Origin of the sequence: Acinetobacter sp. NIPH 817 (assembly GCF_000368405.1) — a bacterium.
GTDB lineage: Bacteria > Pseudomonadota > Gammaproteobacteria > Pseudomonadales > Moraxellaceae > Acinetobacter.
In genome coordinates this window covers 276,611-299,555 of the sequence record NZ_KB849419.1, presented here as the reverse complement: position 1 = coordinate 299,555, position 22,945 = coordinate 276,611, and the positions used below count along the sequence as shown (strand labels likewise).

Below are 22,945 nucleotides of genomic sequence, written 5' to 3'. Positions count from 1 at the left end.
TTTTTGAGCAGTTCTGCCTATTGGCTTAAATTAAACCTATAACTTTTGCCAAAAAATCTCTCCCAAACCTATAAAAAGCTTGGGAGAGGAAAATGTTTAATCTGCCGCACTGGCAATTTTAAGTCCCGACAGCCATGCTCTTAGAGAGGCTGGTTTAAGCGGTTTTTTGAGTAAAACGATATTAAGTTCTTTCAATTGTTGAGGTAACTCTGGATGAGAGTCCGCTGTAATTAAAGCAACTGGAACGTCATGTTGTCGATTTTGCAAAATAAAATCGACACCGAGTTGGTTGTTGTTTAAATGCTGATCGATAAGCCAGACCTGAATATTCTCTTTTTGAATAATTTCTAGTGCTTGTTCTGGTTCAGTGGCTTTAAAAACCTCATAACCCCATCGACCTAATAAGCTACTCATTCCTTCTAAAATAGTTTCATCATTGTCTAAACATAAAATCCGGTATGCTTTAGTTTTTAAAGGCACTGCCTGCACGGTTGGAGTTATCACTTTTGGCGCTTCTACGACTGGAACCTCAATCATAAAGCAGGAGCCTTTATTGAGCTCTGAGTAGACATGGACCGGATAATTCAACAAACCTGTCATACGCTGCACAATTGCAAGACCTAAGCCTAGACCTTGCTCACCCCAAGGTGATAAATGCCCACAGCGTTCGAATTCTTGAAACAGTTTAATACGTTGTTCTTCGGCAATTCCGGGTCCTGTATCCCAGACTCCAATACGAATATGATCAGGTTTTTGCGCCGATCGTAGAACACCGACAATCACTCGGCCTTTGGCGGTATAACGCAGTGCATTACTCACAAAGTTTTGAATAATACGTCGTATCCATTGTGGATCTGTGTCAATCCAGAATGATACATCGTGAACTTTGAGTGAAATATTTCGCTGAGCAGCGATCGATTTAAACTGTAGTTCAAGATCACTGAGTAAATCATGCAACGGATAAGGCTGTCTTTTTGGCTGTATGCTACCGCCTTCTAAGCGGGCAATATCGAGTAGGGCAGAGAGCATACTTTCTGCACCATATAGAGCACGGTCAAGCTGTTGCAAAGTTTGACGGTCTTCTTCAGTTGCAATGCTTTGTTCAAGAACAGTACTAAAGAGACGAGCAGCATGCATGGGTTGTAATAAGTCATGACTGGCTGCTGCAATAAATCGGCTTTTTGACATGTTCGCCATATCGGCTTGTTCGCGTGCAAGCTGTTGCTCGGTTAAAGCATCGGCAAGCTGTTGGGTGCGGTCTTTTACGCGGGCTTCAAGTATTGCCTCATTTGCACGGAAAGCGGTAATGTCGGCGAATGTTGTAACAAAGCCTCCACCTGAAATAGGATTACCGCGCATTTGAATAACGCGTCCGTCTTTACGGATTCGTTCAAATTCATGCGCGCTTCCGACTTTCATCCAGTGTAAACGTTTACGAACATGTTCTTCGACTGAACCGGGGCCGCATTCGCCGCGTTCAGCGTTATAACGAATCAAATCGGCAATTGGACAACCCACATAAACTAAGTCTTTCGGGTAGCCAAACAATTTTAAATATTGGTTATTCCACGCAACCAAACACATATTTTTATCAACCACACTCACCCCTTGGGTCATGTGGTCAATCATGGTCATCAGCAAGTTTTGATTAAACCGTTGCCATTGTGAAGCTTGGTCTAAAATATTAGCGACTTGTCCTAATGCAAGACCATTATTAATCATTGCTGTAGTCAGCAAAGTACGGGCAGAAGCAGCTCCTATAATGCCAGCTAGATATTGTTCGGTGAACCGCCACCACATACCATTGGCGATGCTATTGGGGTTAAGCGTTAGATGATTTTGCTCGCAAAAGTTCTCGAATGCTTGTGTTGTTGGCTGTTCACCTGTAATTCTTTTAGCAAGAGCGAACAGGTCACCTACTTTTAAACGTGCAGCATCGTGCGGTAAATAAGTTAAATCGGTAGAGGTATGTGGTGATGGTAAAGGTTTGGTTTCATAGTAGAAAAAGCTTTCTGCCTGAATTTGTTCTGCCACACTTGGGCGGTAAAGTTTAGAAATCCAAATATATAAAACAATATTTAAACCGAGTGACCAAATAACACCGTGTGTAAGTGGCGCAAATGATTCAAAACCAAAAAGTGACTCTGGTCGTAAGGCGTTAATTCCAAACGGGCCAAAAAGCAAAATACTTTGGGCTGTTTCCTGATAGGCTTCTGGCAAACTACGTAAGATTGTTGGAAATAGTAAGGTGTAACTCCACATTAAAAATCCAACGATGAGGCCAGCATAGACACCTTGGCGGCTTCCGCCTCGCCAATACAAGCCTCCAATAAGCGCAGGTGCAAACTGGGCAACGGCACTAAATGCCAATAAACCAAATACTGAAAGCTGATTAATATCATTAAAGAAATGGAAGAATAAAAAGCCGAGTAGCATCACCGCGACAATACTAATACGACGACTGAATTTAAGAACTTTAGGTAAATGTTTATCGTGACGTGATAGCAACTTAAAACGCCAGAGTGCAGGCATAATCAAGTCATTACTGAGCATAATAGACAAGGCAACAGATGAAACCAGTAACATGCCTGTTGATGCAGAGAACCCACCTAAAAAGGCCAGTAAAGCCAACCATTCTTGGTTATAACTCAAGGGCAATGAAAGTACTGCAACATCAGGTACAGTTAAGAACTTCGGTGCTGCATGTAATGCCCAGCTTGCGATCGGAATAATAGCTAAAATTGTTAAAATCAGATAAACCGCGAACCATTTACGCGCACCGCGAATATGCTTTTCATCGCGTAGTTCAACTACTGCCACGTGGAACTGGCGGGGTAAACAGATAATTGCTAGACCTGCCAATAACGTCTGAATCCAGAAAGTTTCAGGCACTCCAAACAACTGAACTTCTTGAAAGGTTTGGTTCACATCTGATGTGACTTGTGCAAGGTTCGCTGGTGTTTCAAAAATAAAAAATAAAGCAACGCAAATCAGCGCGAATAATTTTACAAAAGATTCAAATGCCACAGCTAACATGAGACCGCCATGTTGCTCGGTATTGGCAATTTGCCTTGTACCAAAAATCATGGCCAAAATAGCCAGTACACTGGTTAAAAGCAAAACACTATTGGTCGTTGTATGGATATGAGCATTCTGTTCCATAATGACAGAAGTACTTAAAGCAATCGCACGTAACTGTAAGGCCAGATAGGGAATAATGGCGATTACTGCCAAGATCGTAACTAGCGAAGCCAAGACGCCACTTTTGCCATAACGTGCAGCAACAAAGTCGGCAATTGAGGAAATTGCGTGGTGCTGGCGTACTCGGCCTAAGCGTCGCCAAATGTCATAACCAAACCAGACAAATAAGAGAGGACCTAAGTAAATAGGCAAGAAAATGACGCCTTCTCGAACAGCTGCTCCAGTCGCGCCGTAAAATGTCCATGATGAACAGTAAACGCCTAGCGTTAAGCTAAACAAGAACATGCGGCCACGTGTACTCAGACGGCTGGCATGCTTTTCACCAAAAAAAGCACAAATAAATAAGAGTGCTATATAAAGGGTGAGTACCCCAATAATCAGCCAGCTGTTCATATGACTCACATGATTAAAACCTTGTGCCTATCATACCCCAAGCAGAAACAAAGCTATAAATTGATTAAATTTTAACGACCAAAGTCTAAGTTACGAATTACACGTAATTTTGCTAACTTTAATCCTGAGAAACTATTATTAAAAAGTGGCCAAGGCTGGGCACAGGGCAAGGAGTTTGGTTATGGATCAGAACCAAGTAGAACAGATTCTACGCAATCCAAAGTTTCAAAAGATGGTCAAGAAAAAAAGTACATTAAGTTGGACGCTTACAATCATCATGTTAGTTCTTTATGTGGGTTTTATGCTGCTTGTTGGCTACAACAAAGAATTTTTGATGAGTTCATTTAGTGGTGGTGTAACGACATGGGGAATCCCACTAGGTTTAGGAATTATCGTTTTATCTTTCCTATTGTGTGGTGTGTATTCCTTTATCGCGAATAGTACCCTTGACCAGTTGAGTGAAGAAGCGTTGAAGGAAGTTGAAGCCATCACGCATGAGAAAGGACTACACTAATATGAAATGGAATTCATTAAAAGCGAAAGCTTTATTGGCAGCAGCATCGCTATATTCAACAGTGGCTATGGCAAGTCCGGACTTAGGTGAAGCTGAACAGCAAGCCACCAACTGGCATGCCATTATCATGTTTGTCATTTTTGTTGGTTTTACTTTGTTCATTACGAAGTGGGCTGCGAAGCAAACCCAATCAACACAAGATTTCTATACAGCAGGTGGTGGAATCAGCGGTTTCCAGAATGGTCTGGCAATTGCGGGTGACTATATGTCTGCTGCATCTTTCCTTGGTATTTCCGCACTAGTGTTTAGTTCAGGCTTTGATGGTTTGCTTTACTCGCTTGGGTTCATGGTAGGTTGGCCAATTGTTTTATTCTTGGTTGCAGAACGTTTGCGTAACCTAGGTAAATATAACCTTTCAGATGTGGTTTCATTCCGTCTTGAAGAGAAACCAGTACGTACTTTAGCTGCAGTCAGTTCACTTGTTGTCGTGGCATTCTATCTGATTGCCCAAATGGTAGGTGCGGGTCAGCTCATTAAATTACTATTTGGTTTGAACTACAACATTGCTGTAGTCATCGTTGGTCTATTGATGATGGCATACGTAATTTTTGGTGGCATGTTGGCAACAACATGGGTACAAATTATCAAAGCAGTCATGTTACTCAGTGGTGCAACCTTCATGGCATTCATGGTGATGAAAGCAGTTGGTTTCAGCTTCAGCAACATGTTCAGCCAATCAATTGAAGTTTTCAGTAAAGTACACGATATCAGTTTGGCCGATGCTTCAAAAATTATGGGGCCGGGTAAACTTGCGGCAAATCCAATTGATGCCTTGTCTCTTGGTTTGGCGTTGATGTTTGGTACAGCCGGTCTTCCACATATTCTTATGCGTTTCTTCACTGTAAAAGATGCAAAAGAAGCACGTAAATCGGTTGTAGTTGCAACAGGTTTTATTGGTTACTTCTATCTTTTAACTTTCATTATTGGTTTCGGTGCGATTCTTTTCGTATCAAACAACCCGCAATTCCTTGATGTTGCAAAAATGGCAGTAACAGGCAAACTTGAGCTTGTTGGTGGTAACAATATGGCAGCCGTGCATTTAAGTGACGCTTTAGGCGGTGACTTATTCATGGGCTTCATTTCAGCAGTAGCGTTCGCAACGATTCTTGCTGTTGTTGCTGGTTTAACACTTTCAGGTGCATCTGCAATCTCTCATGACTTATACGCTAACGTATTCAAGAAAGGCCAAACGACGCCTGCTTCTGAACTTCGTATGTCAAAAATTGCGACATTGGGCTTAGCAATCTTCGCTATGGTTTTGGGTATCTTGTTTGAGAAGCAAAACGTAGCATTCATGGTTGGTTTAGCGTTCTCTGTAGCTTGTTGTGCAAACTTCCCGATTCTTGTTCTTTCAATGTTCTGGAAAGGCTTAACGACTCGTGGAGCGGTTATTGGTGGTGTTGTTGGTCTTGTAACAGCAGTAGTACTCATTGTTCTTTCTAAAGCAGTTTGGGTAGATACTTTAAAAATCTCTGATACACCAATCAACCCGTTCAATGGTCCAGCGTTATTTGCTATGCCATTGTCATTCCTTTGCTGTTGGTTCTTCTCGGTAACTGACAACTCTGCACGTGCTAAAAAAGAGCGTGCTGCTTTCGATGCTCAGTATGTTCGTTCAATGACAGGTATTGGTGCATCTGGTGCATCGGATCACTAAGACTAATATTGTCAGCTCATTCTTTAAAAAGCCCTACGGGGCTTTTTTTATACTTATTTTATTTCCAATCTAAAGTTTAGATATTAATAAAGAACAACTTGTTTGCCTGATTTTGTGTACAGTATTATTTGTTAAATCTCAAAAAAGCATAATGAAACAAGGAAAATAATAATGCGATCTATTATTGAGTTTTGGGCAAGTTTTCGTTTACTGCCTTCTGCATGGCTGTTATTCGTTCAGTTTATTTTGTTGATTTTAGCCATGCTGACATTTGATAGTTTGCCTTACCGGACTTTAACGTGGTCATTAGGTGTCCTTGCTTTATTATTGATTGCCAAAGTTATTCGCCAGACCCCCATGTTTACTTTTTTAGGCTTAACATTTGTGAGCGGTGCAATTCTTTCATCAGTACTGATTGTGTTGGGATATAGCAATTTATATATTCAGCTATTTGCTCATAGCTGTGAAGCGTTGGCCTATTTTTCGGCAGCTTATGGTTTATTTCGCTATATGTTCGCTGATCGGTATTTAACAAGAGATGAACTATTTGCGGCGGCAGCAGTCTTTACACTGATTGCATGGGGTTTTGCATTTTTATATAACATTTGCCAGCTCGTTTTCCCTTATAGCTTTCAAAATCCAAATAACCCCCATGCCTTCCAAACTTGGTTAGATTTACTCTTTTTAAGCTTTAGCTTGCAGTCTGCTACAGGCTTATCTGACCTCATGCCAATCACTCCACCAGCGCGTGTTTTAGCCATGCTGCAAATGTTCTGTGGAGTCATGTATTTAGCTTTAATCGTAACTCGTCTAATCGCTTTACAATATATTACCCACCTCCCTAAAAAAAATTCAGATAAATAATGGAGGAGGTGTTTTAATTTATTTACACCTTTGTAACTGCAATATTCTTTAAGTTTATTTAGAGTATTATCGGCTTTCTCTATTGAAAGATTTAACTTTGTTCATTCCGTGAATATCTCTAGCGGCTTAATGCCTGTCATTTTTCATTAAAATAACATGGAGGAGTTATGCCTTCCAAACAACCAGGTTGGTTTGCAAACGTTAATCCTAACGTATTTTTTGGTACGGTCATTATTATTGCTTTGTTTTTAGCAGTGGTTGTGATTGCTCCGAGTTCTTTTGAACTTTTAACACAGCAATTAAAACAGTGGATTACTGATTCATTTAGCTGGTTCTATGTTTTATCTGTTGCCTTCTTCCTCATTTTATTGATTTATATCGCCTGTTCATCAATAGGCCGAATTAAATTAGGGCCAGATCATAGTCAGCCTGAATATAATAATGGATCTTGGTTCGCCATGTTGTTTACAGCAGGAATGGGGATTGGGTTGATGTTCTTCGGCGTTGCCGAACCTGTCATGCATTATGTTAATCCACCAAGTGGGGATGCTCAGACTATTGATGCTGCACAGCAAGCATTAAGAGTTACCTTTTTCCATTGGGGCTTACATGCTTGGGCAATTTATGCCGTAGTCGGATTATCTCTAGCCTATTTTGCATATCGACATAACTTACCTTTAAAGACCCGTTCAGCCCTATATCCGCTCATTGGTAAAAAGATTTATGGGCCATTGGGAGATAGCATCGATATATTCGCGACCATTGGTACGGTATTTGGTGTAGCGACTTCTCTCGGGTTTGGTGTCACTCAGATTAACTCTGGTTTACATTATCTTTTAGGTATAGAACAAAGCACTCATATACAGATTATTTTAATTGTCGTGGTGAGTATTTTGGCTTCTTTATCGGTCTTTTTAGGTCTAGATAAAGGGGTAAAACGCCTATCAGAATTAAATCTGATTTTAGCTGTTATTTTACTAACGTTTGTTTTCATTTGTGGACCAAGCATTTATTTGCTTCAAACGACAATTCAAAACACAGGTCAGTATTTTGCTAATTTATTTACAATGACCTTCAACCTTTATGCTTACCAACCAAATGGCTGGATAGGTGGTTGGACAATTTTGTATTGGGCTTGGTGGATTTCATGGTCACCATTTGTGGGTATGTTTATCGCACGTGTTTCACGTGGTCGCACCATTCGAGAATTCATTGTTGGGGTTTTACTCATCCCGACAGGCTTTACCATTATCTGGATGGGCTTTTTAGGAAACGCTGCATTATTTAGCATTATTCATGAGCATCAAACTACTTTAATTCAAGCTGTTCAACAAGATTCTTCAGTTGCACTCTTTGAGTTTTTAGGCCACTTGCCGTTGTCAGGTGTTATGAATGTTTTAGCCACCCTTTTGGTTATTCTTTTCTTTGTGACGTCTGCCGACTCTGGCGCCTTGGTAACAGATTATTTAACGTCAAAAACGGACAATTCACCTACTTGGCAACGTTTGTTCTGGACGGTGCTGATGGCTGTGCTCGCAATTATTTTATTGCTAGTCGGTGGCTTGGCTGCACTTCAGGCTTCCATCATTATGAGTGCATTGCCATTTACTGTGGTCATGCTTTTAATGAGTTGGGGATTAATAAAAGCATTGCATCTTGATGTCACCAAAATGACAGCCATTCAAGAAGCACGCATTACACCACGTGCGATTCATAATCCACGAAGCTGGCAACAGCGTCTAGGGTTAATCATGCACTATCCTCATAATGAAGAAGAAGTGCGTGAATATATTGAGAAGCAAGTAAGTCGTGCATTTGAAAATATCAAACATGAATTTAGACGCCGTCACTTAGAAGTTTCAATTACTCAACTTGAAGATGGAATGCAACTTCGTGTGGACCATCACAATGAAATTAATTTTATTTATAAAGTTGTTTCACGTGAAACAGTACCGCCAAGTTTTTTAATTGGGCGTACTGAAGCTGAAGATGGACAATATTTCCAAGCTGAAGTCTTTTTAAGAGAGGGCGGGCAAAATTATGATGTGATGGATTGGACGCAAGAAGATTTAATTCAAGACATTATTGATCAATATGAACGTCATCTGTATTTCTTAAATATTGTACGAAGTTAATATTTAGTTGTAAAAAAAGGACTCAATTGAGTCCTTTTTTTTAATTCGATTTCTAAATTAAATTAGAAACGGAATTTAGTATTTAAGCCGATAGTTTGTGTATCGTAGCTAGTAGACGCATTTTTAACGTCAGCTTTCATGTACGATGCACCAACTGCTACAGCTGGAGTAATGAAGTAGTTTACGTTACCACCCCAAGCTTGACGGAATTCACCAAGGTCATTACCTTTGATGTCAGCTACGCCATCGTTACCAATGAAAGATGCGCCAACACTTAACTTAGGAGTTAAGTAAAGGTCAGTTTTCAAACCGTATTGGTTTTCTTGACCGAAAGCACCAGCAGCTTCAAAACCAATTGCCATGTTAGTTCCATCGATTGGACCTACATATTTAGCACGTGCTGTAACAGCATCTTGGTCGTCTTGAATCGCAGCAGTTTGGTTAGCAGCAGTATAGATACCGTTGCTGATGATGCCAAAGTTGTCTAAAGCGAATTGGTTAGCAACACTTGTATAACCAACAGTCATTAAGAAGTTAGGTAACAACATAGCACCAACTTCTAATGCATAACGGTCACCGTTGTCATCTTTAGAGAAGTTGTTTTTACCATCAACATCAGTGTGGTTGTAAGTTGCGCTAGCATATACAGGAAGGTAAGGAGTAGGAACGTATGCCTCACCTTTAACGCCGTAAGTACCAACGTGGTAGTTTACGTTGCCTTGGTCATACTGTTGGTAGCTGTAACCTACAGATACGTTAGAAGCTTGGTTCAAGAAAGCTGCTTCAGCTAAAGGACCTTTAGTGGTATCAACATTTTTTAAATAGTATGTACCAGCAACGTCACCAGTGAAGTTTTTATCGTTTGCAGTTGTGTCAACATATTCAGATTGACCTTGAACTTCAAATTGATAAGCATGAGCACCGGTCATGGCTAATAGTACAGCAGTGGCTAAACCAAGTTTTTTCATAATCATTTCCAGCAATAACAAGAGATAAAGCTGGGGTCATTGTATTGTAACAATTTATGAAGTCAATAATGAAAAAAAGGAATGTTAAAGATATTTGACACTTATGTTAAAATTGGTGAAAAACTAATCAAATGAAAAGTAAATTGTCAACCTGATAAAAAAATGAACATTTACAAGAGACTAATAATTATATTTCATAATGAATTTAGAAATAAATGTTTAAAAGTTATTACAAATATGATTGGAAAAAATGATTAATACAATCGGTTTTAACATTAATTAAAATGTAAAGTTGCTTACATGTAGAGTAAAAAATCACCAATTTATTATCGTATTCATACTATTTTGAGGAATAGTTAACAATATTTAGATTAGTTTAACTAAAAAATTTAACTATTTTTAATTATTATATAAGTGAATAAAATAAAAGAAATCTCTATTTTAAGTTAAAAAATCGATTAAATTTTTAATTCTGATTAATTTAATCGACTTTACAAAAGTAGAGATAAGTCACATAATTCAATTGCAAAGTTCACTACCTAACGTTTTTAGGATTTAAAGTGCTTTCCCAGATACGATGTGTGTATCACATCAGATTTTACGAGCTCAGCTTTCCCCAAGGTTGAGCTTTTTTTTATCTATAAGAAAATCTTAAAATTATAAGAAAATTTATATGAACTTTATTGGAAAAATAATAGATCAAAAAGAACCCAGCTTAAAGCTGGGTAGTGGATGCTGGGAGAAGCGCATCCAAGAGGATAACTAGATATGTTTATTATCATTGCTAAAAATTTTTAATCTGTAAAATAGAGTTTTTTTATAAAAATCATTTAATTTTTCGATACTATTTATTTAAGCTTACTAAAATCTAGAAGCCCTATAATTATTAAAAGAGAAATGAAGGTTTTATTGATGAAATTCTAGTTATTAAAATGCTAGGATGGATTTAAGCCTAATTTATATCGTATTAAAAATGGCAGGACATTTACGGAGTACCAGCTAGAAATGTCAGGATTACGTTCAGAGCATATTAGTAATCGACTGTTCTTTTTTATGCTGGTTATTATTTTGTCCTTATTATTCATGGCTGTACCACTTATTGTGGGAAGCTATCAGGATTATATAAAAACTAGACAAGCTTTAGCCGAAATAAAAAGTTTAAGAGCTGTAGCCGATATTGCCTATAAAATTTCTAAGGAGCGTGCTCCATCCAATAAAATGATGTCGAGCAGTCCTCATGATTTATTAAAGAATCAGCAAGAATTAAAAAAATTTCGTTTAATTGTCGATGAGCAAATTGATACAAGTATTCTTATCTTAAAACAAGCAGGCTATGTTTCATTAGCAAATGAGCTGCAAACTAATTTCAAAGAAAATCTTAGACAAGCCCGACGGGTCGTTGATTATTATGGTGAAACTCCCTATGGAGCGAGAACTTCTATTCAAATGGATAATGCTATTTTAGGAATGTTTGGAGTTTGGGATCATTGCAGGGAAATACTGCAAAAACTGATGTTACAGCTAAAAAGTAAAGATAGTCGTATTTCTAATTACTTTACGCTCATTATAGTTCTAACCGATATGCGCGATCAGGCGGGACGGATGGCGTCTAATATTATTGCTCCTGTGAGCTTTAATGAAGAAATTCCAAGTAATAATCGTGCGCGCTCTCTACAAACTCAGCATCAATCTAGATATTTATGGATTTTGGTCGATACCTTGCAGCCTGAACAGGCAAAAACTCCTGAATACCGTCGGTTATATGCCCGAGTGAAATCAGAATTTATAGATAAGGGTATTCCGATTGTACAAAACCTATTAGATGAAAGCCAAAAAGGGGAGCCATATGATTTAAATGGTACTCAATTGACAGAGGCAATCGTAGGTAAATTTACCACTGTGGTTGATTTACAAAGTTATATTCTTGATGAAAGTGTAGCAATTGCAACTCAAGAAAATATAAGTGCCCGAAAAAGTTTTCTTTTAACTTTATTGATATCTTTAATTTCTTTAGCCACAGCGTTACTTACGCTGAATTATGCACAAAGAAGGGTATTTTCTCCTTTAATAAAAGCAAGAACTTTAATTTTAGATTTATCGCGTAGTTCTAATCATTGGACAGATGAAATGAATATGACAACCAAAGGTGAATTCCTTTCCCTGTTTGAAGCGATTGATCGATTACAGCGTATGTTGCAGCAGCGCGATGCTTTTGAGTTTCAATTAAAGAATATTGCCAATACAGATCCATTAACTGGTGTGTCCAACCGTCTAGCTTTATCTGAATATTTAAAAATTGTTGAAAGTTATCCTCAAAAATTTACTCAAACCTGTTTAATGATTATCGATATAGACCGTTTTAAACAGGTGAATGACCAATATGGACATATTGTAGGCGACCATGTCATTGTCAGTATTGCAGAGCAGTTAAAGCAAAATATTCGAAGTTCAGATTTAATTGTTCGTTATGGCGGAGATGAGTTTTTAATATTATTAGAACAGGTGCAATTTGTAGATGCCCGTCTTTTAGCAGAGAAAATTCGAATGGCGATTTCTTTAGAAGAGATTTGTTTATCTGGTTCCGATGAAAAATTGCATGTGTCTGTGAGTATTGGTTTTGCGATAGGCGCGGCGAGTTGGATAGAACTTTTAGAGCAAGCTGACCGTTCTTTATTAAGAGCTAAGGCCCGAGGTCGGAATGCAGTTGAGGGATGAGCAAAGCTCTATATTCTAGAAATTTGCTCTCTTTTACTTATAATCTATCAAATACAGAACCCATGTTGGGTGTAAAAATTTTATGGTAAAGACGAGAGGCATAAGCATCTGTCATACCAGAAATATAGTCACATATTATTCTATTTTTATTCTCAGCTTTTTCATATTGATCAAGGGTGGAGCGGGGTAGTAAATCTGTTGGGTTTGTAGATAAAACTTCAAATAGTTCAATTACTATTTTTTGTCCTTTATAATCAAGAATTTGAATTTCAGGTTGCTTAATTACATTGTCGATAACAAAATCTTTAATTATTCCTAAGGCTTGAATATTTTGATCATCTTCAAGAGTTACATTGTAATCTAATAAAGGATGTTCAAAAATTTCTTGTTTATATATACATGTTTTCTTTAGAAAGTAACGTATGAGTTTGCTAATAGCATGTTTTCTATCTTTATTTGTACTCCCAAATAATAATTTAGTAAGTTCTTCTAAGCTATTATTAAGTTCTACATCAATTTTTTGAATTTTATTTAGAACTTGTTCACGCCATTGATTTTCATTAACTAATTTTAAAGCAACGGCATCTTCTAAATCATGAATCCCATAAGAAATATCATCGGCTAATTCCATAATGGAAGAATCAAATGATTTATATAGTGGTTTCGTTTTTTTTCTAGCATTTATAGTCATAAATTTATTTAAATCATGCGAAGTAAAAATATTGCCAACCCATTGTTTAAACAACTCTACTTCTGTATCAAGAATACATTTAGGAGGATAATAGTCAGAAAGATTTAACGGAATATTTAAATATTGTGAGACTATTTTTTCTGGATAATTTATTTCATATTGAGAATAAGGTACTGGATATTTAATTAGACCTAATAATGTTCTTCTGGTTAAATTCATACCATTATCTTGTGTATATTCGGCTAATTTTGAAACAATTCTCAAAGTTTGTCCATTGCCTTCAAACCCACCATTATTAACCATGCAATAATTTAAGGCTACCTCCCCGCCATGTCCAAAGGCAGGGTGACCAATATCATGAGCTAAACAAATACTTTCAATTACATTCTGCGAAGGAATTAGTTCTAATAAGGGATTATCTTTGTATCTGGATTTTAAATTTTCTGTTATTCCAAACCCTAATTGAGCGACTTCCATAGAATGTGTTAAACGAGTCCTATAAAAGTCGCTATCTCCTATCCCTAAAATCTGTGTTTTTGCTTGAAGTCTTCTAAATGAAGCAGAATGTATAATACGAGCTCGATCAATTTGGTAAGGGGTATCATTTGATATTGAATTCCAGTCTTCATCTTTAGAAGCATTGGGATTAATTCTTTCTTGTAATTCGTTATGATTTAACATAATTCCCTTTAAAATAATAAAACGATGAATATCTCATCGTTTTATCATGAAATTACAATAATTTAAATACTACTTCAACATCGGTTTTAAGAAACGACCCGTGTGGGAAATCTCAACCTCAGCCACTTGTTCAGGTGTGCCTTCGGCAATGATCATACCACCGCCTGAACCCCCTTCAGGACCTAAGTCCACAACCCAGTCCGCTGTTTTAATCACATCAAGGTTATGTTCAATCACCACAATGGTATTACCCTTGTTGCGTAGTTCATGCAAAATGTCGAGCAACTTGGCAATATCATGGAAATGTAGACCTGTTGTCGGTTCATCCAGGATATATAAAGTTTTACCCGTATCTCGTTTTGCTAACTCACGCGCTAGTTTTACACGTTGCGCTTCACCACCAGATAAGGTCGTAGCAGCTTGACCTAAACGAATATAACCTAAGCCTACCTGAGTTAAAGTTTCTAAGCGGCGGTGGATGACTGGAATTGCACTAAAGAATTCAGCAGCATCTTCAACCGTCATTTCTAAAACATCAGAAATGTTTTTGCCTTTATAGCCCACTTCAAGCGTTTCACGGTTATAACGTTTGCCATGACACGCATCGCAAGGCACATACATATCTGGTAAGAAGTGCATTGCGACCTTAATCATGCCGTCGCCTTCACACGCTTCACAGCGTCCGCCTTTCACGTTAAACGAGAAACGGCCTGCACTATAACCACGCGCTTTTGCCTCTGGCGTTTGAGCAAATAATTCACGGATTGGCGTAAATAACCCTGTATAAGTTGCAGGGTTAGAACGTGGCGTACGTCCAATCGGGCTTTGGTCAATATCAACGACTTTATCAAGGTGTTGTAGACCATCAATTGAGTCAAACTTTTCAGCTGTTAAGGTCGTTGCACCATTGAGTTGTGTTGCAGCTAATGGAAGCAAAGTACGGTTAATCAGTGTCGATTTACCCGAACCTGAAACGCCAGTCACACAAGTCATAATGCCGAGCGGAATTTTCAAATCGACATTTTTAAGATTATGACCACTTGCACCAGAAAGCTTGATGAACTCATCTGGACGTGGTGATTGAGTCCGTTGTTTTGGTATTTCAATTTTGAGTTTGCCAGAAAGGTATTGACCTGTGAGTGAGTCAGCGTGGTTAGCCAATTCATCATAAGTTCCTTCGGCAATAATCACGCCACCATGTATCCCAGCTCCCGGACCAATATCAATAATATGATCGGCTGCACGAATTGCATCTTCATCGTGTTCAACGACTAATACCGTATTACCTAAATCACGTAAGCGAATCAGCGTTTGTAATAAACGATCATTATCGCGTTGATGCAAGCCAATAGATGGTTCATCAAGGACATACATGACGCCCATCAAGCCTGCACCAATTTGTGAGGCTAAACGGATACGCTGTGCTTCACCACCCGATAACGTTTCGGCAGAACGAGCTAAACTTAAATAGTTAAGTCCAACACTCACCAAGAAATGTAAACGCTCTCGAATCTCTTTAAAGATTTTATCGGCGATTTCACCTTTAGCACCTTCAAGATTTAAATCTTGATAATAACTTTCGGCATCACCAATCGACATGCGGGTAATGTCGGCAATCGTTTTATCTTTAACGCGAACATGGCGTGAAATTTCATTTAGACGTGAACCATCACACGCATCACACGCTGCATTAGAGAGATATTGCGCTAAATCATCACGTACATAGTTACTTTCAGTCTCACGATAACGACGTTCAAGGTGAGGCAAAATTCCTTCAAATGGTTGTACACGAGTGTGTTTACGGCCACGCTCGTCGATATAGCTTAAATCGACTTTTTCTTTACCTGTACCTTGTAAGAATTTCTTTTGAGTGTCTTTATCTAGCTTGTTCCAAGGTGTATCAAGTTGAAGACCAAAATGATCGGCAACTTTTTGCAGCATTGAATAATAATATGGACGTTGACGATCCCAGCCACGAATAGCCCCTTCACTAATCGCAAGATCAGGATTTGGAATCAGCTTTTCAGAACTAAAATGACTGCGTGTACCTAAGCCATCACAAACAGGGCAGGCACCAAACGGGTTGTTAAATGAAAACAAACGTGGCTCAAGCTCTGCAACTGCGCGATCACATTCAGGGCATGAGTGTTTGGCAGAAAAAACGCGATCAGGATGTTCGCCATTCATCCATGACAAAACGGCAATATCGCCACCTAAACGCAGTGCAGTTTCAAATGATTCGGCAATACGGTTACCTAAGTCTTCACGCACTTTAAAGCGGTCAACGACAACTTCGATGGTGTGCTTTTTCTTTTTGTCGAGTTCAGGTGGCGTATCAATATCAATGATTTCACCATCAACACGGGCACGAACAAAACCTTGGCCTTGTAGTTGTTCGAACAGGTTACTGTATTCACCTTTACGTTCACGAACGACTGGGGCAAGCAACATGAGTGCCGTGCCTTCCTCAAGTGTTTTTACCGCATCGACCATTTCAGAAATAGTTTGCGCAACCATCGGCAAGTCGTGTTCAGGGCAGTAAGGTGTACCGACACGTGCATAAAGCAAACGCAAATAGTCATAAATTTCGGTAATCGTACCAACCGTTGAACGTGGGTTATGACTGGTAGATTTTTGCTCAATGGCAATCGCTGGAGATAAACCTTCAATCGAGTCGACTTCTGGCTTTTCCATTTGCGATAAAAACTGGCGAGCATAGGCCGAAAGCGATTCGACGTAACGGCGTTGTCCTTCGGCGTACAGGGTATCGAAGGCAAGAGAAGATTTTCCTGAACCTGATAACCCCGTAATTACCACAAACTTATCGCGTGGAATATCGAGAGACACATTTTTTAAATTATGGGTACGTGCGCCTCGAATACGGATATGACTTTGGCTCATAAAACATCTCAATTATGTATTAATGAAAATTTAGGTGTTGATTCATCAGCCGTGTACAGTTTGACTGGTTATAAACAACAGACCCTATATATGATAACGATTTAAAATTGTTCAAGTGGTACAAAATGATTTAAAGCGACAAATTGTGACGGTTAAACGACAATCGACAAAATTTGTTTAAATAAGCAGGTTGTATTTTTAACATTCCTCTCTTTTGATTTCTACTCTTAGCAAATTTTAATGAGCAACATAATTTTACTAGACGACTGGTCTAATAGTGGGGTATGGTGTCTGCATGAAACGATTAAATAAAAGTGAAACTACGCGACAACATATTTTGGATACCAGCTTTGAACTGGTATTACACAAAGGATTTGTCGGTGTTGGTTTGCAAGAAATTTTAAAGACGTGTGACGTACCCAAAGGTTCGTTCTACCACTACTTTGCTTCGAAAGAGGCGTTTGGCTGTGCCTTGCTAGAGCAGTACATGGCTAATTATAAAGTTCGTATGGAACAACTTTGGCAGCACAGTGAACAAAGTGCCCATGCCCGTTTAATGGCATTGTGGCAGGCGTGGATTGATGATCCGGTATATGGCAGCTGGGCTGAAAACTGCTTGATTGTGAAGTTGGCGGCAGAGGTTTCTGACTTGTCGGAAGATATGCGTCAAATTCTCAATGACGGTGTGTACAAATTAACGCAGCGTTTGGCTTTGTTGCTTAAGGAAGGCCAACAAGAAGGATCAATTCCAAAACATATTGAGCCTTTAAAAATTGCGCAAGTCATGTATCAGTTATGGTTAGGTGCAGCTTTACTCACAAAATTGTCGCAAGACAAAGCACATCTACATCTAGCTTTAGAAACAACCCAAAAACTCTTAAAACCGATAGAGGAATAAAGAATGCGAAGTATTATCCATGGTAATTTTGGCGAACCTGTAGACGTTTTAGAGCAGGCGGATATGCCAAAGCCCGAACCAAAAGCAGGCGAAGTTCGTATTAAAACGATTATGTCTCCAATGCATAATCATGATGTATGGACAGTACGAGGAAGCTATGGCTACAAGCCAACTTTACCTGCGATTGGTGGTAGTGAAGCCGTTGGTATTGTTGATGCATTAGGCGAAGGTGTTACTCATGTACAAGTAGGTCAACGTATTGCAGTGGCATCTGTGCATGGTAGCTGGGCTGAATATTTTATTGCACCAGCGCAAGGACTTATTCCGCTCAATAATGAAATTGATGATGAAACAGCAGCACAGCTGATCGGTATGCCAATTAGTGCCCTCATGCTATTGGACTTTGTAAATGTTCAACCGGGTCAATGGCTCATTCAAAACACGGCGAATGGTGCAGTAGGTAAAACAGTTGCGATGATTGCGCAGGCACGTGGCTTACCTGTGATTAATTTGGTTCGTCGTACTGATGCGATTGCCGAGATGCATGCATTAGGCATTCAACATGTTGTTGCAACCGATCAGCTTAATTGGAAAGAGCAGGTTAAACAGATTCACGGTGAACAACCTCTTATTGCGGGTGTGGACTCGATTGGTGGCAGCGCCAGTGGTGAAATGCTAAATCTACTCAGTGAAAATAGCCTGCTCGTTTCGTTTGGTAGTATGACTGGTGAAACCATGCAGATTTCATCGGGTGATTTAATTTTCAAACAAGCGACGGTAAAAGGTTTCTGGGCAAGTGTGGTCAACAAAGAAATGCCAGCCGCTCGTAAAAAGGAACTGATTTTTGAGCTATTAACATTAGCAACTCAGAAAAAATTAATCTTACCTGTAGAAGGCGTATTTAGTTTTGATGAGATCAAAACAGCTGCTCAAAGAGCAACGCAAGGTGCTCGCCAAGGCAAAGTATTGTTAAAGCCATAAAACACTAAAAGATCAGTCGAGAGACTGATCTTTTTTTCATATCTTTAAAATAAAAAGGAAAATTATATGATCGGACAAATATTCATTGCGCTTATTGCCATATTACATGTCTATATTTTAGTGTTAGAGATGTTTTTGTGGGACAAACCTTATGGCATGAAAGCATTCGGAAATAATGCAGAGAAAGCAAAACTCACCAAAGTGATGGCACAAAACCAAGGCCTTTATAATGGTTTTTTAGCAGCGGGTTTGTTTTGGTCTTTATTGGCTGATGCACCGTTTGCGACATCAATTGCCAACTTCTTTTTAGGCTGTGTACTCATTGCAGGTATCTATGGTGGTCTGACTGCGAGTAAAAAGATTATTTATATTCAGGCAGTTCCAGCATTAATTGCTTTAGTCGCTGTTAATTTTCTCTGAAAAGCGCACAATACTGCGTTTTGCTATGGAAATGGCCAGATAGGATCAGCGCATGTGGGCTCTATTTTTAAAGTGTATGTTGGGGGCTGGGGTTGTCCTCATCATTTCGATTTTATCGAAAAGTAAGGCATTTTATATTGCGGGTTTAGTTCCACTTTTTCCTACATTTGCCTTGATTGCTCACGTGATTGTCTATCAACAAAAAGGGGCTGAGGCTTTACAAAAGACGGCTCTATTTGGTCTATGGTCACTTATTCCCTATGCCATTTATTTAGTCGCTGTTTATGTGCTGGCAACACGGATGTCGATGTGGTCTTGTCTAGGATTGGCAACCCTTTGTTGGGTGGTCGCTGCGGCAGGTTTAATTTATGGCTGGCAGCTATTTCAGCATTAAAAGATTAAGAGAAATCCCTTAATCTTTTAAATTGAAGCATTTTTTATAATGTTTCAATAACACGGGTTTTGAGCATGCCTTCAACTAAATGAATCATCTTTTGGCGAGAAAGAATTCGAGGTAATTGAGACGTCAAATAGTTGCTACATCCCACCACAACCGTTGCTTTATTCTTATCTAATGCTCGAACTGTAGCAGAGACAACATCATCTACCGTAGAGCTTTTCATGCCACTCGTATCTGCATTTGCCACCTGAGTAAAATTGGTTTCGGTATTGCCTGGACAAACTGCCAGAAATTTAACACCCGAAGATGCATATTCCCCTGCAAGCGCTTCAGTAAACTGCAATACGTACGATTTAGTTGCACCATAGACGGCAATATAAGGTAACGGCTGGAACGCACCTGTCGATGAAATATTAATCATGATGCCTTTTTTGTTGGCAAGCATGTGGGGCAAAAATAGATAACATAAAGACGTTACGCTGCTGATATTAAGCGTAATCATTTCTTGATAGATCGATACAGATTGATCTAAAAATTTAGTCCATTTTCCAAATCCTGCGTTGTTAATTAAAATCTCTACCGATAATTTTCTAGCTTGTACTTCATCAAATAAGGTTTGAGCTGAATTGGGTTGAGCTAAATCTAAAACGATCACCTCAACATTCACGTTATATTTGTTTCCAAGTTCAGCGGCTAAATCATGCAGTTTCTGCTCAGATCGTGCCGTTAAAATTAAATGGATTCCTAAAGATGCAAGTTCTTGAGCATAGGCTTTGCCTATTCCTGAAGATGCGCCTGTAATTAATGCTGTTGAGTTTTTAAATAAAGAAAGATGCGCACTCATTTTATTGGTCCGTAATAAAAGAAGTCATTACGATAAACCTTGTCCCTAAGGGCAGAGTCAAGCACTCATTTTGAAAGCTATTTGCAGATTTTAATCAGCTGTTTTAGGCAGAAATCTTATTGGTAATATAAGTCTGAATAATCTCATCTTCCAGTTCTTTTAAATCTTCTTGTAAACGGTTTAACGCTTTTTTTTGCTCAATAATTTGTTGTTTCTTTTTTTGAATAAGCTGCTGTGCAATTTCTACAGGAAAGCGATTATTTTTATATTTTAAAGCTGACAGGTCATAAAGCTCAGAAAGGCTAAATCCAACAGCTTGTGCAAGGCGGATCATCTTAACTGATTTAACATCGATCTCTTCATAAATACGATAATTGCCTTTTCTTTTTGCGACTGGTAGCAAGCCTAATTTCTCATAATGCCGAATGGCTTTAGGAGTGGCTCCAGTTAAAGATGCTAATTCGCCGATATACATATTTATCTCGCATTTTATTAAAAACGGTCAGCATATTGAACGATCTGACCGGTTTTTTTGAAGTTTTAAATATGGTCTAAACCTAGCCATTGTCTTTGGTGGTAGGCGCTATCCCAAAATAACCACTCAAGTTTTGCACCCATGGTGTACGCGGCATGCATTTTTTCTAAAGTGTCTGCATCACAACGTGCAGCAACCTTGTCTACCGTCGCAATCACATTACGAACGGCTATATGAAACTCTTCGCCTGCATAGGTATCAATCCATGCTTGATAAGGGTTATTAGGAATTGATTTATCTACAATATCTTTACCGACTTCGGCATAAATCCAGAAGCAAGGTAACAGTGCAGCGAGTACGACAGGGTAGCTCTCAGACCAAGCCGTTGCTGTTAAAAATGACGTGTAATGGTGGCCTGCCAAAGTGAGTGGCGTATTTTTAAATTCTTCTTTGGTCACCCCAAAGTTTTTCATGAAGTCATCATGCAAACTACGCTCCACCACAATCGCAATTTTAGCTGCATCTGAAAATTGCATAATATCGTCAGCCTCGAACGCTTTTGCTGCCGCCACCGCAAGTACGCGACCATAGGCCACTAAATATTGGGCGTCTTGGATGACATAATGACAAAAAGCTTCTTTATCTAAAGTACCGTTAGCAAGTTCCTGATTAAAAGGCAGGTCGAGAATTTTTTGATATAAATTTAAATTACGTTGCCAGAGTTCTTGAGAAAAAAGCATAAAATCATTCCATTTAAAATAAGACAGCTGAACCGGATTTTAAATCAATTTTAAAATACAAAAATAATAATGATAGATATATCGCAAGAAAATATTTAATACGATTAATAAGTTAATTAAAGATTATAAATTTCTTTATTAAACATAGAGATAAAGTAACGGGAATAACGGCACAAAACAACATCGTTTTGTGGTTAATTATCGATATAATAGCCGCGGTTTTAAGAAAGATTAAATTTAGTTCTTGGTATAGGTCTGATCCATGAAGCATTTCCGATTTTCGATATTTTTTACGGTGGTGTGTTTAGCACTATCCGCGTATTGGGGTTTTACCCATGGACCTGAAGCTGGCGTGTCTACCATGCTTAAAGCTTTAACGATTACAGCGATTTTAGCGGTAATGGAGGTCTCTTTATCTTTTGACAATGCTGTCGTGAATGCATCGGTTCTACGTAATTGGGATCCGTTCTGGAAAATGATCTTTTTAACGGTCGGTATTTTAATCGCCGTTTTTGGTATGCGTCTGATTTTCCCTGTCGTTATTGTTGCTGTAACCGCTGATATGGGTGTTATTGAAGTGGCAAAATTGGCACTCAATGATCCGAAAACTTATTCTGAACGCTTAATGGCACACCACGCTGAAATTTCAGCTTTTGGTGGAACATTCTTATTATTGGTTTTCTTAAACTTCTTCTTTGATGATGAGAAAGAAACGCATTGGTTTAGATGGCTTGAAACTAAACTTTCAAGTTTAGCTAGCGTACCTGCAATGTCTGTTTTTATTGCTTTGATCGCTTTAATTGTGATGGCAGGTTATGTAGATGACCACCAACGTTTAGCAGTGACCATGGCCGGTATTTGGGGCATTGTGGTTTACATTGGCGTTGAAGTATTAAGTCATTTGTTAGGTGGTGAGCCTGAAATTGATGAAAATGGTAATGCTGTATTACAAGATGGCTCAGGTGCTGCGTCTGGTGTGGTGAAAGCGGGTATCGGTGGTTTCTTGTATCTTGAAGTATTAGATGCATCATTCAGTTTTGACGGTGTAATTGGTGCTTTTGCAATTACCAGCGACGTTGTTGTGATTATGCTCGGTCTTGCAATCGGTGCTATTTTTGTCCGTTCAATGACAGTTTACCTTGTTGAAAAAGGCACGCTAGATGCTTACGTGTTCTTAGAGCATGGTGCGCATTACGCAATTGGTGCTTTAGCATTCATTATGATTGCAAGTGGTACGGGCGTACATGTACCTGAAGTTGTCACAGGTTTAATTGGTGTAGCGTTTATTGTATGGGCTGTTATTGCTTCAATTCAATATTCGAAGCGCGAGCAACAGTCGCCTTAAGCTAATTTTCAGTAAAGTTCGATAGAATAAAGAGGCTGAATGCCTCTTTATTTTTTTAAGCT

General features: G+C 38.8%; 17 protein-coding genes. 10 read left to right on the top strand and 7 right to left on the bottom strand.

The features are described from left to right. Positions 1-96: 96 nt before the first annotated feature. Positions 97-3,594 (bottom strand): hybrid sensor histidine kinase/response regulator, encoded by a 3,498-nt coding sequence (locus tag F968_RS02770; RefSeq protein WP_034596099.1) that lies wholly within the window; start codon positions 3,592-3,594, stop codon positions 97-99. A gap of 181 nt (positions 3,595-3,775) precedes the next feature. Here F968_RS02770 and F968_RS02765 point away from each other — a divergent pair, with 181 nt between their 5' ends. From F968_RS02765 to F968_RS02750, 4 genes are all read left to right on the top strand, one after another. Next, complete coding sequence (locus F968_RS02765) at positions 3,776-4,108, top strand: DUF485 domain-containing protein (protein WP_004790008.1); 333 nt, start codon at positions 3,776-3,778, stop codon at positions 4,106-4,108. A gap of 1 nt (position 4,109) precedes the next feature. Continuing rightward, positions 4,110-5,825: a cation acetate symporter gene (locus F968_RS02760; protein ID WP_004790007.1), complete on the top strand. Its 1,716-nt coding sequence runs from the start codon at positions 4,110-4,112 to the stop codon at positions 5,823-5,825. Between the two features lie 171 nt (positions 5,826-5,996). Further along, positions 5,997-6,689 (top strand): ion channel, encoded by a 693-nt coding sequence (locus F968_RS02755; protein ID WP_004790006.1) that lies wholly within the window; start codon positions 5,997-5,999, stop codon positions 6,687-6,689. Between the two features lie 167 nt (positions 6,690-6,856). Then, positions 6,857-8,824 carry a BCCT family transporter gene (locus F968_RS02750; protein ID WP_004790005.1) on the top strand — a complete coding sequence of 656 codons (1,968 nt, stop codon included), beginning with the start codon at positions 6,857-6,859 and terminating at the stop codon, positions 8,822-8,824. A gap of 62 nt (positions 8,825-8,886) precedes the next feature. Here the strand turns inward: F968_RS02750 and omp33-36 are convergent, their stop codons facing one another. Continuing rightward, positions 8,887-9,792 carry a porin Omp33-36 gene (gene omp33-36 / locus F968_RS02745; RefSeq protein WP_004790004.1) on the bottom strand — a complete coding sequence of 302 codons (906 nt, stop codon included), beginning with the start codon at positions 9,790-9,792 and terminating at the stop codon, positions 8,887-8,889. Positions 9,793-10,797: 1,005 nt separating this feature from the next. Between omp33-36 and F968_RS02740 the strand changes: the two genes are divergently transcribed. Further along, positions 10,798-12,507 (top strand): GGDEF domain-containing protein, encoded by a 1,710-nt coding sequence (locus F968_RS02740; RefSeq protein WP_004790002.1) that lies wholly within the window; start codon positions 10,798-10,800, stop codon positions 12,505-12,507. Between the two features lie 37 nt (positions 12,508-12,544). Here the strand turns inward: F968_RS02740 and F968_RS02735 are convergent, their stop codons facing one another. Both F968_RS02735 and uvrA read right to left on the bottom strand, forming a co-directional pair. Next, positions 12,545-13,879 carry an anti-phage deoxyguanosine triphosphatase gene (locus F968_RS02735; protein WP_004790000.1) on the bottom strand — a complete coding sequence of 445 codons (1,335 nt, stop codon included), beginning with the start codon at positions 13,877-13,879 and terminating at the stop codon, positions 12,545-12,547. Between the two features lie 69 nt (positions 13,880-13,948). Then, positions 13,949-16,780: an excinuclease ABC subunit UvrA gene (gene uvrA, locus F968_RS02730; RefSeq protein ID WP_004789997.1), complete on the bottom strand. Its 2,832-nt coding sequence runs from the start codon at positions 16,778-16,780 to the stop codon at positions 13,949-13,951. 295 nt (positions 16,781-17,075) lie between these two features. On the opposite strand from uvrA, the gene F968_RS02725 reads away from it, so the two are divergent. From F968_RS02725 to F968_RS02710, 4 genes are all read left to right on the top strand, one after another. Further along, a complete protein-coding gene (locus F968_RS02725) occupies positions 17,076-17,678 on the top strand; it encodes a TetR/AcrR family transcriptional regulator (protein WP_004789996.1) in 603 nt (200 codons plus the stop codon). A gap of 3 nt (positions 17,679-17,681) precedes the next feature. After that, a complete protein-coding gene (locus tag F968_RS02720; RefSeq protein WP_004789994.1) occupies positions 17,682-18,659 on the top strand; it encodes a zinc-binding dehydrogenase in 978 nt (325 codons plus the stop codon). 66 nt (positions 18,660-18,725) lie between these two features. After that, positions 18,726-19,079 carry a DUF1304 domain-containing protein gene (locus F968_RS02715; RefSeq protein ID WP_002053763.1) on the top strand — a complete coding sequence of 118 codons (354 nt, stop codon included), beginning with the start codon at positions 18,726-18,728 and terminating at the stop codon, positions 19,077-19,079. Positions 19,080-19,131: 52 nt separating this feature from the next. Then, on the top strand, positions 19,132-19,473 hold the full coding sequence (locus tag F968_RS02710; protein ID WP_004789991.1) for a GlpM family protein: 342 nt from the start codon (positions 19,132-19,134) through the stop codon (positions 19,471-19,473). A gap of 43 nt (positions 19,474-19,516) precedes the next feature. On the opposite strand, the gene F968_RS02705 is transcribed toward F968_RS02710, so the two are convergent. From F968_RS02705 to tenA, 3 genes are all read right to left on the bottom strand, one after another. After that, complete coding sequence (locus F968_RS02705) at positions 19,517-20,323, bottom strand: SDR family NAD(P)-dependent oxidoreductase (protein ID WP_004789989.1); 807 nt, start codon at positions 20,321-20,323, stop codon at positions 19,517-19,519. Between the two features lie 103 nt (positions 20,324-20,426). After that, entirely contained in the window at positions 20,427-20,798 is a 372-nt protein-coding gene (locus F968_RS02700) for a MerR family transcriptional regulator (protein ID WP_004789987.1), read from the bottom strand. 65 nt (positions 20,799-20,863) lie between these two features. Then, a complete protein-coding gene (tenA, locus tag F968_RS02695) occupies positions 20,864-21,538 on the bottom strand; it encodes a thiaminase II (protein WP_004789986.1) in 675 nt (224 codons plus the stop codon). 262 nt (positions 21,539-21,800) lie between these two features. Here tenA and F968_RS02690 point away from each other — a divergent pair, with 262 nt between their 5' ends. Further along, entirely contained in the window at positions 21,801-22,883 is a 1,083-nt protein-coding gene (locus tag F968_RS02690; protein ID WP_004789983.1) for a DUF475 domain-containing protein, read from the top strand. The last annotated feature ends 62 nt before the right edge of the window (positions 22,884-22,945 follow it).